This is a genomic window from Streptomyces sp. AC558_RSS880 (assembly GCF_019049255.1).
GTDB lineage: Bacteria > Actinomycetota > Actinomycetes > Streptomycetales > Streptomycetaceae > Streptomyces.
In genome coordinates this window covers 60,413-76,836 of the sequence record NZ_JAGMUJ010000003.1, presented here as the reverse complement: position 1 = coordinate 76,836, position 16,424 = coordinate 60,413, and the positions used below count along the sequence as shown (strand labels likewise).

General features: G+C 65.3%; 15 protein-coding genes. 6 read left to right on the top strand and 9 right to left on the bottom strand.

The genetic code is table 11. From position 1 onward, the window contains the following. Positions 1-70 precede the first annotated feature (70 nt). Complete coding sequence (gene nhaA, locus KUM38_RS00575; protein WP_217127241.1) at positions 71-1,393, bottom strand: Na+/H+ antiporter NhaA; 1,323 nt, start codon at positions 1,391-1,393, stop codon at positions 71-73. Between the two features lie 499 nt (positions 1,394-1,892). Between nhaA and KUM38_RS00570 the strand changes: the two genes are divergently transcribed. Further along, positions 1,893-2,330 carry an NfeD family protein gene (locus KUM38_RS00570; RefSeq protein ID WP_217127240.1) on the top strand — a complete coding sequence of 146 codons (438 nt, stop codon included), beginning with the start codon at positions 1,893-1,895 and terminating at the stop codon, positions 2,328-2,330. Between the two features lie 30 nt (positions 2,331-2,360). Then, positions 2,361-3,470: an SPFH domain-containing protein gene (locus tag KUM38_RS00565; RefSeq protein ID WP_217127239.1), complete on the top strand. Its 1,110-nt coding sequence runs from the start codon at positions 2,361-2,363 to the stop codon at positions 3,468-3,470. A gap of 429 nt (positions 3,471-3,899) precedes the next feature. On the opposite strand, the gene KUM38_RS00560 is transcribed toward KUM38_RS00565, so the two are convergent. Then, on the bottom strand, positions 3,900-4,169 hold the full coding sequence (locus tag KUM38_RS00560) for a hypothetical protein (RefSeq protein WP_217127238.1): 270 nt from the start codon (positions 4,167-4,169) through the stop codon (positions 3,900-3,902). Positions 4,170-5,019: 850 nt separating this feature from the next. Further along, positions 5,020-5,610 (bottom strand): TetR/AcrR family transcriptional regulator, encoded by a 591-nt coding sequence (locus KUM38_RS00550; protein ID WP_217127237.1) that lies wholly within the window; start codon positions 5,608-5,610, stop codon positions 5,020-5,022. Between the two features lie 125 nt (positions 5,611-5,735). On the opposite strand from KUM38_RS00550, the gene KUM38_RS00545 reads away from it, so the two are divergent. Beyond that, positions 5,736-7,070, top strand: a complete 1,335-nt coding sequence (locus KUM38_RS00545) for an erythromycin esterase family protein (protein WP_217127236.1) — start codon at positions 5,736-5,738, stop codon at positions 7,068-7,070. Positions 7,071-7,451: 381 nt separating this feature from the next. Here the strand turns inward: KUM38_RS00545 and KUM38_RS00540 are convergent, their stop codons facing one another. The 3 genes from KUM38_RS00540 to KUM38_RS00530 form a co-directional block, all read right to left on the bottom strand. After that, positions 7,452-8,285 carry a PIG-L family deacetylase gene (locus KUM38_RS00540; RefSeq protein ID WP_217127235.1) on the bottom strand — a complete coding sequence of 278 codons (834 nt, stop codon included), beginning with the start codon at positions 8,283-8,285 and terminating at the stop codon, positions 7,452-7,454. 681 nt (positions 8,286-8,966) lie between these two features. After that, a complete protein-coding gene (locus tag KUM38_RS00535; RefSeq protein ID WP_217127234.1) occupies positions 8,967-9,815 on the bottom strand; it encodes a hypothetical protein in 849 nt (282 codons plus the stop codon). A gap of 579 nt (positions 9,816-10,394) precedes the next feature. Then, entirely contained in the window at positions 10,395-11,318 is a 924-nt protein-coding gene (locus tag KUM38_RS00530) for a Shedu immune nuclease family protein (protein WP_217127233.1), read from the bottom strand. A gap of 811 nt (positions 11,319-12,129) precedes the next feature. On the opposite strand from KUM38_RS00530, the gene KUM38_RS00525 reads away from it, so the two are divergent. From KUM38_RS00525 to KUM38_RS00515, 3 genes are read left to right on the top strand one after another with little or no spacing between them, the layout of a single operon-like run. Next, a complete protein-coding gene (locus tag KUM38_RS00525) occupies positions 12,130-12,915 on the top strand; it encodes an ABC-three component system protein (protein WP_217127232.1) in 786 nt (261 codons plus the stop codon). Further along, positions 12,896-13,147, top strand: a complete 252-nt coding sequence (locus tag KUM38_RS00520; protein WP_217127231.1) for an ABC-three component system middle component 6 — start codon at positions 12,896-12,898, stop codon at positions 13,145-13,147. Before KUM38_RS00525 ends, KUM38_RS00520 begins: the two co-directional genes overlap by 20 nt. Continuing rightward, a complete protein-coding gene (locus KUM38_RS00515; protein ID WP_217127230.1) occupies positions 13,131-14,873 on the top strand; it encodes a DUF2326 domain-containing protein in 1,743 nt (580 codons plus the stop codon). The genes KUM38_RS00520 and KUM38_RS00515 overlap by 17 nt, the downstream gene beginning before the upstream one ends. 361 nt (positions 14,874-15,234) lie before the next feature. On the opposite strand, the gene KUM38_RS00510 is transcribed toward KUM38_RS00515, so the two are convergent. The 3 genes from KUM38_RS00510 to KUM38_RS00500 form a co-directional block, all read right to left on the bottom strand. After that, positions 15,235-15,612: a hypothetical protein gene (locus tag KUM38_RS00510; RefSeq protein WP_217127229.1), complete on the bottom strand. Its 378-nt coding sequence runs from the start codon at positions 15,610-15,612 to the stop codon at positions 15,235-15,237. Continuing rightward, positions 15,609-15,833, bottom strand: coding sequence for a hypothetical protein (locus KUM38_RS00505; protein ID WP_308408869.1), 225 nt, complete (start codon positions 15,831-15,833; stop codon positions 15,609-15,611). Before KUM38_RS00505 ends, KUM38_RS00510 begins: the two co-directional genes overlap by 4 nt. A gap of 116 nt (positions 15,834-15,949) precedes the next feature. Next, entirely contained in the window at positions 15,950-16,381 is a 432-nt protein-coding gene (locus tag KUM38_RS00500) for an ATP-binding protein (protein ID WP_217127227.1), read from the bottom strand. Between the last annotated feature and the right edge of the window lie 43 nt (positions 16,382-16,424).

Here is a 16,424-nt window from a genome sequence, read left to right as displayed (position 1 = left end):
GTCGGCCGTGCGCGTCGGCGGTCGCCCGGTGTGGCCGGCTCTCCCGCGGCGGGCTGTCGGCCACCTGCCGTCACCGGCGGCGCCGAGCACGGTTCAGCCTGCCCGTACCGCGCTGGCAGACGTCGGGGATGCCGTCGGCGTCCTCGTCGAGGTGTTCCTCCTCCCACAGCCTGCGGTAGATGCTGTTACGGTGCTTGACCAGCACCGCGGCCATGCCGGCGGCGAGCAGTGAGCCGACCAGGACGGCGGCCTTGATCCGCTCGGTGTCAGCCGGGTCGACGAAGGTCACCTCGCCGATGAGCAGGGCGACCGTGAATCCGATTCCGGCGAGAACCGCGAGAGCGAAGACATCGGCCCAGGCCAGGTCGGGGTTGAGCCGGGCCCGGGTGTACCGGGCGGCGAGGTAGGTCCCCCCGAAGATCCCCACGGCCTTGCCGACGACCAGGCCGAGCACCACGCCCAGCGGCTCGGGACGGGTGAACACCTGGCCCAGCACGGGAACGGAGATGCTCACTCCGGCGGCGAACAGGGCGAAGAGGGGGACCGCGAAACCGGCCGACACCGGACGCAGCAGGTGCTCGGTGCGCTCCCCGGGCGAGGCGTCCTCCCCCGCATCCTGGTCGCGGGCGCAGCGGAGGATCAGTCCCATCGCCACCCCGGCCACGGTGGCGTGCACCCCGCCGTTGTACATCAGCGCCCAGGTGACCACCGCCAAGGGCACGTACCACCACCATCCGCGCACCCCGAACCGTTGCAGCAGGTAGAAGACGACCAGGCCGCCGACAGCCCCAGCGAGGGCTGCCGGGTTCAGGCGGCTGGTGAAGAACAACGCGATGACCAGGATCGCGCCGAGGTCGTCGACGACCGCCAGGGTGAGCAGGAAGGCCCGCAGTGCGGTCGGCATGTGGGTGCTGAGCACGGCGAGGACCGCGAGTGCGAAAGCGATGTCGGTCGCCATCGGCACCGCCCAGCCGTCGGCCCGGCCACCACCGGCCGCGGCCGTGGCCAGGTAGATCCCCGCGGGCGCCACCATGCCGCACACCGCGGCGACCACGGGCAGGACCGCCGTGGCCGGGGTGCGCAGCCGGCCGGCCACGAACTCGCGTTTGAGCTCGATCCCGGCGACCAGGAAGAAGACGGTGAGCAGCCCGTCGGCGGTCCAGTGCCGCACCGACAGCTCCAGTCCGAGTGCCGCTGTCCCGAAGTGGACGTCGCGCAGCGCCTCGTAGCTGCCGCGCCACGGGGTGTTCGCCCACACCAGCGCCACCAGGGCGGCGATCAGCAGCACCAGGCCACCGACCGTCTCCGTGCGCAGGGCCCGGGCCACCTGTACGCGTTCCGGCCAGGGCAGCAGTCCGAGGAAGACGGACGGCCCGCGCGGGGCAGCAGGCATCGGGAGGACCTCCGGGCCGCGGGCAACGGCCACAGGCACGAACCCCCTCCGGTGCCTACCGGATGTTCCGGTGCGATCGTGCCCTGATGGCGCATGCATCACATCCCACCCACCGTAGCCCGCTCACCGTCGCCCGGCTGATCTGGAGCAGGCATGCCGCTGCCGGCGAAAATCCGTGGGCGCCGACTCGCCGAGGTGCGCAGCAGTGCGGCAGGCCCCGCGGATTCGGTGCGGAGTTGTCGTTGCGCGGACCTGAACGCACCGCTGTCGGCCGTGGTGGTCCGCTCCTGTGGGCGCGGATCGAGCACGAACGGTCTCGCGAACGCCCCCTTGATCGTCTTCCAGTACGTTCACGACCCCGGTAGCCGTTCACATGCCCGCGTATCCCTGCCGATCAGGGCAGACTCCTCAACGCGCGAGAACCCGGATGCCATGTCTGTCTGCCAAGCGTTCCGGGAGGTAGCGTGGTGGAGATGGCCCCCTGAAGGAGGGCGATTCCATGCCGTGGTTCGTATGGCTGCTCGCCGCCGCGGCACTGGGTGCCGCGGAGTTCTTCACCCTGACACTGTTCTTCGGCCTGCTGGCGGGCGCCGCGTTGGTCGCCGCCGTGGTCGCCGGTTTCGGTATCGGCGTTCTCGGACAGCTCGTGGCCCTCGGAGCAGCGGCGGCAGCGGGGCTCCTCCTCGTTCGTCCTGTCGCGCTGCGGCACATGGCACAGCAACCCCTCGTACGCGAGGGCAGCGATGCGCTGATCGGCAAGCGGGCGGAGGTCATGCAGGAGGTCACCGCGACCCGTGGCCTGATCAAGCTCTCCGGCGAGGAATGGTCCGCCCGCGCCCTCGACGAGAGCCTGGTGATCCCGGTGGGAGCGTCGGTGGATGTCATGGAGATCGATGGCGCCACGGCCGTCGTCTACCCCCGCGAACTCCTTCCGTGAACGGCTGAACAGAACAGCAGCGGAGGCACTGTGGACCCAGTTGGCATCACCCTTCTCGTGGCGGCCCTCGTCGTCGTCTTCCTCGTGGCCTCCACTGTGCGGATCGTCCCGCAGGCGCGCCGCTACAACATCGAGCGGTTCGGCCGCTATCGCCGGACACTGCAACCCGGCCTGAACCTCGTCCTGCCCGTGGCGGACCGGATCAACACCAAGCTCGACGTGCGCGAGCAGGTCTATTCGTCCGATCCCAGGCCGGTGATCACCGAGGACAACCTCGTGGTGAACATCGACACCGTGCTCTACTACCAGATCACGGACCCGCGAGCGGCGGCCTACGAGGTCGCCGACTACCTCCAGGCGATCGATCAGCTCACCGTGACCACGCTGCGCAATGTCATCGGCAGCATGGACCTGGAGGAGACGCTCACCTCGCGTGAGGAGATCAACTCCCGGCTCCGCGCCGTCCTCGACGATGCCACCGGCAAGTGGGGCATCCGGGTCAACCGGGTCGAGATCAAGGCCATCGATCCACCGCACACCATCAAGGAGGCGATGGAGAAGCAGATGCGGGCCGAGCGGGACAAGCGCGCGGCCATCCTGCACGCCGAAGGGGAACGGCAAGCCAAGATCCTCACCGCGGAAGGCACGAAGCAGAAGGACATCCTGGAGGCCCAGGGCACGCAACAGGCCATGATCCTGCGGGCGGACGGCGAGGCCAAGGCGGTGGAACTCGTCTTCCAGGCCGTCCACCGCAACAACGCCGACCCGAAGGTCCTGGCCTACAAGTACCTGGAGACACTGCCGCACCTGGCAGGCAGCGACAACAACACGTTCTGGGTGATCCCGGGGGAGCTGACCGAGGCGGTACGGACCGTCACGCGTGCGTTCGGCGACGAGTCGGCGGCAGGCCCTACCAAGCCTGTACCGTCCGAGGAGGAAGCCACCGCCGACGTCGGCGACGCGTCGGACGACCTCCGGATCCCGCAGCTCGATGCGGGCTCGACGGTTTCCCTCGACGCCGCCACGGCTACTGACGAGGCCGAGAAGCAGGCCGCCGCCGCGGTGAGCGACGCCAAGGCGGAGGCCGAGGCCGCGAAGACGCCCCAGGCGCCGCGCCGAGGGCGGACGTCCGGCAGCTGAGTCCCGCCCCGGCTGGACCACGGCCTCGGCGTCCTCGCCGCGCTCGCCGGCGACGGCATCCCGGACACCGCTCCCCTTCATCCCGGACACCGCTCCCCTTCATCCCGGACACCGCTCCCCTTCCCGGCGCCGGACGGTCCGCGGTCCACAAACCGGAGCGCTGCCGTCCGTAAACGTCGCACACGCCTCCGCCCTGCTGGGCGCTGCCTGCGGGGGAGGCCGAAGTCTGCGCATCAAGCGTCGGCTTTCCCGTTCCGCCTGTCGCCGGACGAGGCGCTCAGGTGGGTGTGGAACGCAACCGCATGCCCGGCCGTCGCAGCCTTCCACGTGCCGCCCCGGGAGGACCTCGTAGCCCGGTAGGTCCCAGCCGTCTCGATATGCCAGTACAGCGGGGGCAGGCGCGGGGGAGGTGTGGGGTGAACGCGGCTTTCAGACCCGGCCCCGGAACACCTCGATGAGACTGGCGTAGCTGGTTCCGGCGTGTCCCGCGGCGACGGCCCGTTCGGCCAGGGCCTGGACGCGGGTGGGCCAGTCGGTGTCGACGCCGGCGGCCGCGCTCTCCCACACCAGGTACTTCATGGTGGCCAGATGGGTCTCCAGGGTGGCGTCCTCGGCGGGGTAGGCACCCCGGTCGATCTGTTCGGCGTAGGCGCTGACGAATCCGGTCACGCTGGAGAGCCACTGGTTGGGAATCTCCACGGCCGGCACCCGCGACGGTCTCGGGCTGAAGCCCACGGCGGCCCATCTCCACACGGGACACGAACCCCCACAGCGACCGTTCCCGACCCCAGCGGCTGCCCGTCGACAAGGCCCAAGACCTCTTTGACCTGCGGCAAGGGCCGCACAGTCGGCACATCGGCATCCGCATCGCCCGCAAGGCGTCGACTCCAGCGAACGACCGGGCCGCCGGCGATGGGTCATCGAGCGCACGATCTCCTGGCTGACCGGCCACCGCCGCCCGCCCCCTCGCTACGAGCATCACCCACGCGACTCCCTCGCCTTCCTCGGACTCGCCGCAGCCCTCTGCTGCCACGAGCACCACCTCGAACCGACCATGCAGGACACGGCCTCAGGGCCCGGTGTCAGGAAACGCAGAGGGCACGCCACCCCTTGACCACTCCGGTTGACCACTCCGGACAACAAAGAACCCCGGGTCGATGACCTGGGGTTTCGCGTGGAGCGGGTGACGAGAATCGAACTCGCGCTCTCAGCTTGGAAAGTGTCGGCGCTTGAGCAGCCGGGAGGCTTCTGACCTGTGTGTACGCCTTCCCGTGCGACACCCTCCGGTGCAGGATCTGACCGCTGTCGACCGTAGTCGACCGCCCGTTGGGGCACGCTGTGGGCACGGCTTCCGAGAGTGGCGGACAGCAGACGTGAGCAAGTGGGGGGTACGGGTCCGACTGGGCTGGTCCCGAGATCCGGCAGGGAAGGCCTTCAGCCCGCCTGTCGGGCTTGAGCGTTGCGGCTGGCGATGCAGGGCCTGGCTCACTTGCCCGCTCCTGGCCCCTGCCGGGGAGGCCGTGGCGGCTGCTCGGTTCCGCCGGTCCGCCTAGGGTCGTCCGTCCGTGACGACGCCGGTGAGGGCGCGCAGCCCTGTGACGACCTGCGCGGCGTCGGGAGCCTGGGCGGGGTCGGTGAGCCACTGGGTCATCAGGCCGGTGAACAGGGCCATCTGTGTCGCGCCGAGAGTACGGGGGGCGGCGTCGGGGATCTCGTCCTCCGGTGTGCTCAGCAGCAGAGCGGCGAGCCCCCGGCGCCCCTGGGCCTGGCTGCCGGCGAGGTAGCGGCGCAGCTCGTCGGAGTGTTCGGCCTGGATCAGGGCTTCCAGGGTGGCCAGCCACAGGGTCCGGTCGTCCTGGAAGGACTGGATGATCGCCGCCCACATGGCCTCGTAGCGGTCGGCCGGGCTGCTTCCGACGCCACCGAAGGAGCCCAACGTACGCCCCAGCCGGGTGCCCCACTCGTCGATCGCCTCGATGAGGGCCGCGTTGAGCAGCGCCTCACGGGAGCCGAAGTGGTAGCCGATGGCGGCCATGCTCACGCCCGCGGCCGTACTGATGTCCCGGACCGTGGTCCGTGCCCAGCCCTTCTCCTGCAGACAGCGCCTGGCCCCGACCAGCAGATCCTCGCGATTGCCCATGCGGAGAAGGCTACCCGAGTCGCTGAGGCGAGCGCCTGAGGCGATCGATCTATACAAGTGTATTGCGCGCTCGCCCAAACCTTGGCTACGGTCGTCCCACATCACCGACCCGCCAGGGAGACGCCATGAGTCACGCCCGTCCGATCAGCCGCCGCCTGCTCGGCCTCGCCACCACCGCCGCCCTCTCCGTGGGTCTGTTCGGCACCGGGACCGCCGTCGCGCAGACTCCACCCGGACCCGTCGCCGCCCTGAACAGCGGTGCCCGCCCCCTGGGCGACCTCACCGCCCTCGACCGCATGGTCGGCGGCGCCCGTGTCGTGGGCCTGGGCGAGGCCGGTCACAGCGCGCACGAGTTCTTCACCCTCAAGCAGCGCGTCTTCCGGCACCTCGTCACCGGCAAGGGCTTCACGACCTTCGCCCTGGAGGCGAGCTGGAGCACCGGTCTGCGTCTGGACGCCTACGTGACCCGAGGCGTCGGCGATCCCGAGCGGATCATGCGGGACGAGTTCCAGGGCCAGTACCGTTTCTGGAACACCGAGGAGTACCTCGACCTGATCCACTGGATGCGCGCCTACAACGTCGCCCACCCCGGCAGACCGCGGCTGCGCTTCGTCGGCAACGATCTCGGCTTCCCCGGCAAGGAAGCCTTCGACCAGGTCACCGACTACACGGCCGCGTATCGTCCGGACCTGACCGCCGCCATCGAGAGCTCCTACCGCGAGCTCCGGCCGGCGGCCGGCACTCAGGCGGGCGACTGGATGCTGACCCAGCTCACCGGAAAGGGGCCCGACCAGCTGGAGAGCGAAGCCGACACGGCCACGGCGGCCCTGACCCTGCTGCGCGAACAGGGGCGCCCGCGCGGCGCCGACCGCAGGAGCCGGGAGGCGTACGCCTGGGCCGTGCAGAGCGCCACCGCCATCACCCAGAGCTTCACCGGCTACGCCTACCCCCAGTCCCGGTTCCCCGAGCGCATGCGCTATCGCGACCAGGCCATGGCCGCCAACACGGTGTGGTGGCTACGGAACCGGGGCGGCAAGATCCTGCTCGCCTCCAACAACGGCCACATCGCCTACGTCAGCGACAACCCGGCGGAATTCCCCGAGCCCACCGGCGCGTTCCTGCGCCGCCGCCTCGGTGACGACTACGTCAACATCGGCCTGACCTTCAACCAGGGCTCCATGAACGCGTTCCCCGACTTCACGGCGGACCGGCCCAGGACCTACCCCGTCGCCCCGGCCCCGGCAGGCCACAACGAGCACACCCTCGACCGGGTCCGCCCCCGTGACTTCGTCATCGACCTGCGCACCGCGCCTCCCGCGGCACGCACCTGGCTCGCCGCCGCCCGCCCCACCCGCTTCTACGGCCTGTACTGGTCCCCCGAAGACCCCCACATCGCCCTCGGCCGCTCCTACGACATCCTCATCCACCTCCACGAAGTCCAAGCCGCCCACCTGCGCTGACGGCGCACACGCCCGAAGCCCGCCCCGCTGCACCACCTTCAGGCCGGCCGAGACGAACAGAGAAACCCCCAGGCCTTGTGGCCTGAGGGTCCGCATGGAGCGGGTGACGAGAACCGAACTCGCGCTCTCAGCTCGGGAAGCGACGGCGCTTGCGTAGCCGGACACTTCCGGCCTGGCCGTTTGCTTCCAGCGTGACCCCTGCGGGCGCAGGACCGCACCACTGTCGACCGTGGTCGACCCGTCGTACGGGCACGCTACGGGCACGCCGCCGACTCGGAGGCGCGGGAAGTCCTTCCGGGGAGTACCGCCGAAGCGCTGTATGCGACCCGCTCGATCGCGCCGTGCGGTCGATGCGCTTTCCCGGCCGGTCCCACGGGCGGATCAGCGCAGTCCGGCGAAGAGATCGTTCTCGGGCAGGGCCGCGCCGGTGGCGTCCTGGACACGTACGAAGGTCTCCATGCCCATCAGCTCGCCGAACCTCTCCTTTCCCATCTTGAGGAAGAAGATGTTCTCGCCCTGACTGGCATGCGCGGCCAACGCGTCGAACTTCTGACCGCTGAACGCGGTGGTGTCCACCCACGTGGTGATCTCATCGTCGGGTAGGCCGATCTCGGCCATCGCGGCGGCCTCGGCAGGGTCCGGCTCCGGCATGTCCGGATGAAACTCGCGCATGATCTCGCCGAACCGCTGCATCCCCGAGCGGGGCATCGTGGTCCAGTACACCTTCGGTGTCAGCGCGGTCATCTCCAGCGCCGCCATCGTGATGCGGTGGGCTTGGATGTGGTCGGGGTGGCCGTAGAAGCCGTTCTCGTCGTAGGTGACGACCACATCAGGCCGGTAGTGCCGCATGAGTTCCGCGAGTCGGGCCGCGCCTTCCTCCACGGGGGTCCGCCAGAAGGATCCGGGGGCGTCGTTGCTCGGCCAGCCCACCATCCCGGAGTCGGCATAGTCCAGCATCTCCAGATCGCTGACCTTCAGGACGTCGCAGCTCGCTTCGAGTTCTTGACGGCGCATCAAGGCGACCGCCGCCGGGTCGTGCCCGGGCTCGCCCGGCTTGACACCCCCCGGCCCGTCACCGCAACCGCCGTCGGTACACGTCACGAGAACCGTGCGGATTCCTTCCGCCGCGTACCGCGCGAGGACACCTCCGGTTCCGGTGGCCTCGTCGTCGGGGTGGGCGTGTACTGCCATGAGCGTCAAGGGCCGGTCAGTCATGAAACAGTCCTCCTGCGGATATGAGTCCTGGCCCGAGTACGCGGCGGGCGTGCCGCGATCCTGGAGCCCGGATCCTGGCGGGGCGGACGACCTCGCGGCCTCAGTGCTCCCGCCGTCTGGCGCCGGCCCCTCGGTCGGTGCAACCGCGCCGGACGCACCGGCTGTTCCCGGCGCGGCCACTTGGCCTTCCGGGCGTCGGCGTTCGACGCGACCGGGGGACAGGCGCGACCTGCACGTCTCGGCACCACGTCGGATTCGGCTTCCGTCCGGCACCAGCTGTGAGATTCCGATACGGAAGATGATCCGCGCCGGCCTCGCCGCCACCGTCCGGAAGGCGAAGCCGCAGCGATCGGCAAGCCACCTGCCGAGCCTTCGGGCACGAATCGGCACGCGGCGGCGGACAATCAGAGACAGCAAAAAGGCCCGGGTCTCCGACCTGGGCCTTCTTCATGGAGCGGGTGACGAGAATCGAACTCGCGCTCTCAGCTTGGGAAGCTAGGGGCGTTTGAGGGAGGTTGCCGGGCTGACCTGCGGAGATGCGGGGTCGGGGGTGTGGCTTCCGCTGCCCTGATCCCCGGTGTTCCCCATGGTTCCCCGCACGATCTGGCACGGGTCTGGCACGGGCTTCCTATGCTCGCGGTGACTGCTTAGCGGGCGAGCTAGGTGGGAGCAAGCCCCCAGCTAGTCCGACTCTTGGGGCTTGAGGTTGTTGTACGCCCTGGGGTGGGTGCGCAACTGACCCTTGAGGTAACGCCGATCACGCAGGTTCGCCATAACAGCGTCGTAGTGAGCCTGCTCAGCGTCCCAGTCCCGGTCGAGGTGGGGCATCGCATCGTTCGACATCTCGCGGGCGAGGTCATACAGATCCCTCCGCCAGGCCGGGTCAATGGCCCGCTCGTCGACAACCGCGTTTCGGAAGGCGAAGCACGCGAAGAGCGCTGTGGATGCGAGCAGACCGACGGCTTGCTGACAAGCCTCTTCGTCGAATGTGATCGCTGAGTCCAAGTAGAAATGATCTACCTCAACTGTGAACTGCCCCATGCAAGACTCAGCCGTCGGATGGGCCCAAGCGGAAGCCTCCGCGTAGAAGTTCCTGTACTCATCAACCTCATGCGCGGAGTCTCCTCGTACGTCACTGAGCCACTGTCGTACACGCACGTCAGGGAACCACTTACCGTCACGAAGCCATTGATCGGCCATCTTGGGGTCCTTGGCCAACACTCTGGCTAGGCCGGCAGACTCATACACCGAACGTAACAAGTTGCGCATCTCCGCCAGAAAGCCATGGCTCGTGACCACCCAAGCTGCCCGCAGCTGGGTGTAGCTCCGAGCCAGCGCCGCAGCGGCAGCGAGCTCATTCTCGAAGGTCTCCTCGAACGGAAAGCGGTCAACGCGGAACGTGCCGAAGTGCAGAAGAGCCATGGCGCGCCCGAACCAGGAGCTCTCAGGCCAGTCGGACGAGGCTTCGAGGAAGCTCCCCATGTGTACTACGTCATCGGGGAGTGCGCCCAGATCGTACTCTTCTGTCATGCGCCCATAGTGCTCGCCCTGTACTCGGTGGTGCCACAACATTTGCCAGGCTCATGCACCGGGAGACGGCGGCCTTGCTGTCATAGTGGTCGGCGGGGTTGAGGGAATGACTGACATGGATCCGCTTGTGCCGGACTGGTCGTCGACGTCGTCTGGTTCCTCGGAAGCTGCGGTGACGACGAAGTCAATCCTGACTCCGCGGTGAAGATGATGGAAGGCATGGGCGGGGAACTGCTAAAGGGTGGCTGGGGGCAGCACCGCTTTAGGAGAGGGGCTGGGGCGTTGGGCCGCTGACCTGCCGCTTCGCCGACCGAGCTGGCGGGCACGGTTGCACTCGCCAGCCCGGCTTATTGACCGCTGCTGACCCCTGCATCAGCCACGGTTGTGGCACGGCGCCCTCCGCGTTCCGAACCAGTTTGAGCAGGCTGCTGGCCTTGGGCTGGTGTGCCTTCCATAGACACTCACAGCCACAACCATCCCCTGTGGGCTCGTCGCCGTGTTCGGAGGTGAACCGGAGCATTCAGTGAATGGCTTGGATCGGCCACTTTGTTCGGCGCCAAGTGTACGGCGCCCTTCCGTTTAGTCGGTCCATGCGCTGGCCAGCATGCGAATCCCGTCAAATAGCTCATCATATGTCATAATTTTTAGATCACGAAGTGAGGACCGGTAGAGTTCGAACGATCTACGCTGATCCTCGCTCGTGATTTCGCGTTCCAGGTCCCCAATCAGCACGACGCCCAAGGGATGAGCCGCCCGGAGCCCGGGAGTGTGAAATGCCAGATTGGGAAGATTGCACAGAAGACTATTCCGGTACTCAAGTACCTGTACAGTCGATCCAGCCAATTCCTTGGAAGGGGCGTACACATTGCCCCTATACTTCGTTGCAGCGAGTAGTCTTGACTTGGGTGTCTTGATTTCAATCAGTGCGACATTTCCGCCGTACTGAGCGAGGAAATCCAGCTCATTCCCGCCCGTGTTGTCTACCGATTTACCCCCTACGTAGCACTTGCTGCTGAGCGTGTAGGCTCTACCGTCCAGAGCCAGAACCAGCACCTCAGGGTGCTCGGAAAAGAACTCCTGCCAGTACTCTTCAGTATCGTTCTCTCGACTGTCCTCCCAGATCTTCAGCGCGTAAGCGAGGCGACGTGAGGTTGTGGCTCGTGACTGAACTCCATCTAGAGCCATCTCCACTCGCTCAATGTGCGACTCACGCATCTGGCGCAATATGTCCGGCGAGTAAGTCTCGGGATTCCTGTCGACGTAGGCGTGATGTGTGGGGCAAAGAACGATGAGGTTTTTGATGCCTACTCGCTCCTCTGGCGTCAGACGGGTTGAATACCTTTGGCTGCCTGGCGCAAGTGATTCGATAAAGGCGATTTCGAGGAGCGGTGCACCATTCTCAAGGACGAGGGGCTGACACTCGGGGAATGCACACCTGCCGCCAGCTTGTGCGAATGCTGCTTTGATGACTGACGCGGCGATTGGCATACGGTAGTTGGACACCAGACGATTCTTCCGCACAGAGCCAGCTACAGGAGGCACTTTGGCGAGACAACCGCAGTGAGCCTTCTCCAACCTGACTGACGTCGACCGTCGGGCGCCATGCGGAGTGACCGGCGGGCGGTCTGTCGCATGATGGGATCGCTGGTCAACAGCTTGGCCCAGCTACAGTCAAGGCCGAGATCCAACCATCTGACCAGCGAAAATGCCAGGTTGAAAAAGGCTCAGTGGCTACTGCTGAGCTGCTCAGGCTCAGAGACGGCCCGCCTCGATCAGCCTGGAGTCTGTGCCGGTCGACAGCAGGTGCCGTCGAAGCAGTTCGTCTGAGTCTCAGCCGGCGACAGTGAGCCGCGGCGGTGGGACAGCTGACCGACCAGACGCGTATGCCCCGCCGCACCCCCACCGGTCTCAGTCATGCTGCCAGTGCCATTGGCCAGAGCAAGACGCGATAGCCGACGTCGTAAAAACGTGTCGGCGCCCTCAGCTAGGAAGTTGCGATCATTTGGAGCTGGCTTGGGCGCTGACCTGCGCGAACGGACCGGCGCAGCCCCATCGGGCGCAGCTACCTTGACCGTGATTCCCTGCTGTGACCCGCCCGATCTGGTGCGCTTGTGGTGCAGCCCGCCCGAGAGGCTCTACGTCCTGGCGCGCGGTCGCGCTCCCGTGCGCTGTGCTCGCCACGACAAGGGTAGGGCTAGTACCTTCCGTCAGCATCTACCTACGTTGAAGCTGAACCATTAGGCTAGATCCTTCTGTGTGCCCGTCAGAGGTGTGGCCCTGCAAGCGGGTTGGTCTGGGTTCAAGTGGGGGGACTGTGGCCAGAGACCCTGTGCCGGTAGCGCAGGCAAAGATCGTCATTCAGCGAAGCGGCGATCGCTGCGCCTACCCGGGCTGTGGCGCGGCGCTGACGATTGATGCCAAGGTCGCCGAGGACGATGACAAGGTCGTAGGGAAGATCGCTCACATAGCTGCGGCAAGCAAGGGGGGCCCGCGCTATGACGCCAGTATGTCTCCGAAGCAACGAGGCAGCGCAGCGAACCTAATTTACCTCTGCGGTCCTCACCATGACGCCATCGATACACAACTGGCTTTCCACACAACCGAATACCTTCTTGATGCCAAACGTACTCACGAGCGCAAAGTTGCTCGCGCCATGAGTCACGCCATGGGGAAGGTTGGATTCGAGCATCTAGAAATCGTATGCAAATTCCTCGGTACGTCTACCGAGAGAACAGGCGACGCGATTGTAATACCGCTCGACATCCAAGAGAAGATTGAGCTTAACAGTTTGGGTCCGGTGGCGGAGGAGCGAATACAGACGGGCCTCGCAAAATCCAACGAAGTTGGCGAGTTCATTGAGTCCATCAGCAGGATGAGGTCTAATTTCGGGAACTTGCTTGCAGCGCGATTCAAGCAGGAGTACTACGGCGGAATTGCGCAGGGACTTGAAGGTGATGATCTGTTTGAGTATGTTTGCGCCGTAGCGCTGGACAATGCCGGGCCTGTGGAGTCCGACACGCTACGCGCAGCAGTGCTGGCGACCGTGGCCCATCTATTCGAAATGTGTGAGATATTCGAGCATGAGTCTTCTGCTGCCTAATCGGCACCTCAAGACGTCGAGCAGCCTTGCCGTGCACGCGGCAAGGCTATACAAGCAGCTCGAATCCACTTCAACGGTCGGCACAGCATGGCTGACTTACAAATCAATATTTCCAGATCTTCCTTTCGAGCGGTTCGTGCTGACGCTGGATGTACTCGTTGCGCTGAAGCTCTTGGAGTTCGATGGATCAGTCTTGATCAAGGTGGTGGGGCGAAATGCTGCACAGGATTAGTGCGAATAAGGGATCGTTCGTTCCCATTTCCTTTCAGCCTGGATTCAATGTTGTTCTTGCGGACAAGGCGCCTGGCGCAACCGACAAGCACAGTCGCAATGCACGAGGGAAGACCACCCTTATTCAGGCGATTAACTACTGCCTCGGCGGGAACCTGCCGAAGCCCCTGTCTCCGCTCGGGAACCTGGGCTGGTCATTTACGCTTGAGCTTGATCTCTTCGACGAGCGAGTTTCAGTTACTCGATCCGTCAAGGGTGGAACTCGGGTAAAAGTCGAATATCCCGCATCGCTGGCTCAAGCGCTTAGTTCGTTCGTTGACGAGTCATCGATGATTTCTGTCGATGACTGGAAGTTCCTCCTTGGTCTAGGTCTGTTCTCGCTGGATCGCGTTGCAGAGTCGGGTGAACGTGCTATTTCCCCGAGAACCCTTCTCTCGTACGTGATTCGAACGGAAGCAGTAAAGGATCCACTTAAAATAATCCCCCAACAGGCGGCTTGGAGTTCGCGTGAGCATGTCGCTTACCTCCTCGGGCTGAATTGGGAACTTGTTCGCGATCTTTCCAAGCTCGACGAAGAGTCCGAGACCTATAAGGCAATTGCTAGGGCTACTAGCGCGAATTTGCTACCTAAGGCTTTGAGGCCCGAACCTGAGTTGATGTTGGAGCTTGCTGAGGCTCAGCGTGAGTTGGATGAACTTCAGTCGCGGGTATCTGGTTTCCAAATAGTGGAGGATCCGCAGGGGCTCATCGCCCGGGCTGACCGTCTGACTGAAGAATTGAAAGAGCTCAGGAACGAAAGCGTCGTCGATCGGCGCATGATTGAGCTGTACAAAGAATCGATGGAGTCTAACGAGGAAGACCACGTCGCTAGTTCCGACGTCGCCGACTTGTATGGCGAGATGGAAAGAGCTTTCACGGTGGAGGCTCTTCGCAGCTTTGACGCCGTCGCTGCTTTTCACGAGAAACTGATGGGGAACAGGCGGCGTTTCCTCTCTGCTGAACTCGAAAGGCTTCATGCCCAGCAAGCGGAGCGTGACGAACGGATCAAGGAGCTAAGCGCGCGCAGGAACTCAATATTGGCTGTCCTGGACGCTGGCGGAGCGCTTGAAGAGTTGGGCGCTCTGCAAGCAGAGGTGGTCCAGGCGGCGGCACGAGTTGGCGAAATTGAGACGGCGCTGAACAACGTGCGCGAGCTGGCTCAAGCCCAAGAGGATGTGCGACTCAAGAAGGCGCAAATGCGCCAAGAGGCTGCGCGAGATCTAAGCGTCAAAAGGCGAAAGTTGGATGCGGTTGCCGCTCGATTCGATCGTATGATGCAGGACCTGTATGGTGTCAGCGGTGTTCTAACGGCCGAAGTAGACGATCTCGGTTACAAGTTCAGTATCAAGGTAGCTACGGCTTCTAGTAGCGGTGTAACGCGTATGCAGCTCCTGTGCTTCGATCTGACGCTCATGGCTGAAGGGGTCCGATCTAGCCAACATCCTGGGTTCTTGATTCATGATTCCGTAATCTTCGATGGTGTGGATCCGAGGCAAGTCGCGGCCGGCCTATCACTTGCCCAGAAGACGGCGAATCAGTCAGGTTGCCAATACATTTGCACCATGAACAGTAACGATGTACCTCCGGCCATCGCGCGTGAATCATGGTTCAAAGACGGGATTAGGAGAACAGTTCTTGATACGGAGGTCGGAGGCATCATGGGAATTTCGTTCGGGCTTGGACGGTAGCGCGTGAGGATCGGCGAGCGGTCGGTGTAGCGGCTTTGGGCTGGAGCTGCTTTGGCGCGAGTGATCATGGCCCCGTAAGCTTCCGGCGCGTCGGGCAGTCTGTGGACCTGCCCGTTAAAGCACGACGTTGGGGCCATGATCTTCGAGGCTCGCGCCAAAGTGGCTGCCTAAAGCCGTGGAGCCGACCGCCCCAGCCATGACGTACCCCTTCTCTGACGGCAAGCGGCTGATTGCTGTGCGCGCGGCACGGGCGCCGGCCGGGCTGGAGCGGGACGAAGGCAGGAGCGCAGGCCCGGCCGGGGGCCGGGTCGCGCGCGGGGAGCGGAGCGAGCCGCCTTGAACCAGTAGAGAAAGTTGTAACTCAGTCTGCGCGGTGGGGCTTGAAGCTGCGTGCGCATGCTGGGAGTTCGGAGTCCTGCCGGTGTGCGAGGGGCAGGAAGAGCACTGGTCGGATCGTCCATGTGACGCGGACGTCGGCATGGGTGATGGTTACCGTGCAGGGCTCGGAGCGCATCAGAGCTCTGCGGGTCTCGGCGCGCTCTTCGTACAGCCACGTCCAGGCTTCGTCCGACGCGTCGGAGTCGAGCGCCGGTGAGATGGTGCGGAGAGCGATGGCTACCCAGCGGTCTGCCTGGGGTGCCGAGTACGCGTCGAACGATGCCAGGCGCGCCGGCCCTCCCGTGCCGGTGACTTGCTCGGTCCAGCATTCGCACCAGTAGCCGCGGGCGGGCCCGTTCATGGGGTCGATCCCGCCGGGTAGGCCAGCAGCACGTAGCGGGTGCTTTCGTCGTAGAGAGTGAGTTGGTACCCCGTGCCGCTGGTCAGGTAGGCGAGGGCCCGTTCATGTTCGGCCTCGTCCGTCAGCCAGTGCAGGCCCGGCTGTGCGTATGCGGCGTCGAGCTGGTCGGTGATGTGCTGCGTGCGCTCGCGTAACCAGCGCAGTGCCAGGCGTGGGCTCATGGCGTCGTGTGATCCCAAGGGGATGGAACAGACCTCGTTCAACGGGTAGGCGGCGGCTCGGCATCGGCAGGGGAGGGGCCGGCTGCCTGTGCTCAGCGCTGCGGCAGGAGCGGACGTCAGCACGGGTGCCCTCCTGCCGGGCCGGCATCGGTGAAGAGTTCCGCGGTGACCGTGTGGCCGCCTTGGCTGCCGTGGACGACGACCCGGTGAGCGAGTGCGCTGACCATGCCCAGGCCCCGGCCGTGCTCCGCCTCCTGGTCCTGGTGCTCGACCTTCGGCGCCGTGCCGGTGCTTCCGTCGTCCGTGACCGACAGGGCGATCACCTGCGGGGAGACCGCGAGGGCCAGATGGAAGCTGCCGGATGTCTGACCGCTGGCCGTGTGGAGGATCGCGTTCGCGCTCAGCTCGCTGACGATCAGCTCGGCGTCCTCGGCCAACGGCGAACCTCGCAGGATGTCGCGGGTCCAGCGGCGGGCCCTGCTGACCTCTTCCGGGAATCCTGGGCAACTGAGCCCCCAGACCCGGGCGCTACTCGTATACTCGTGCATACAAGTTCCTTCGTGCTGGTAGGCCGCCATGTGCAGCGGGTTC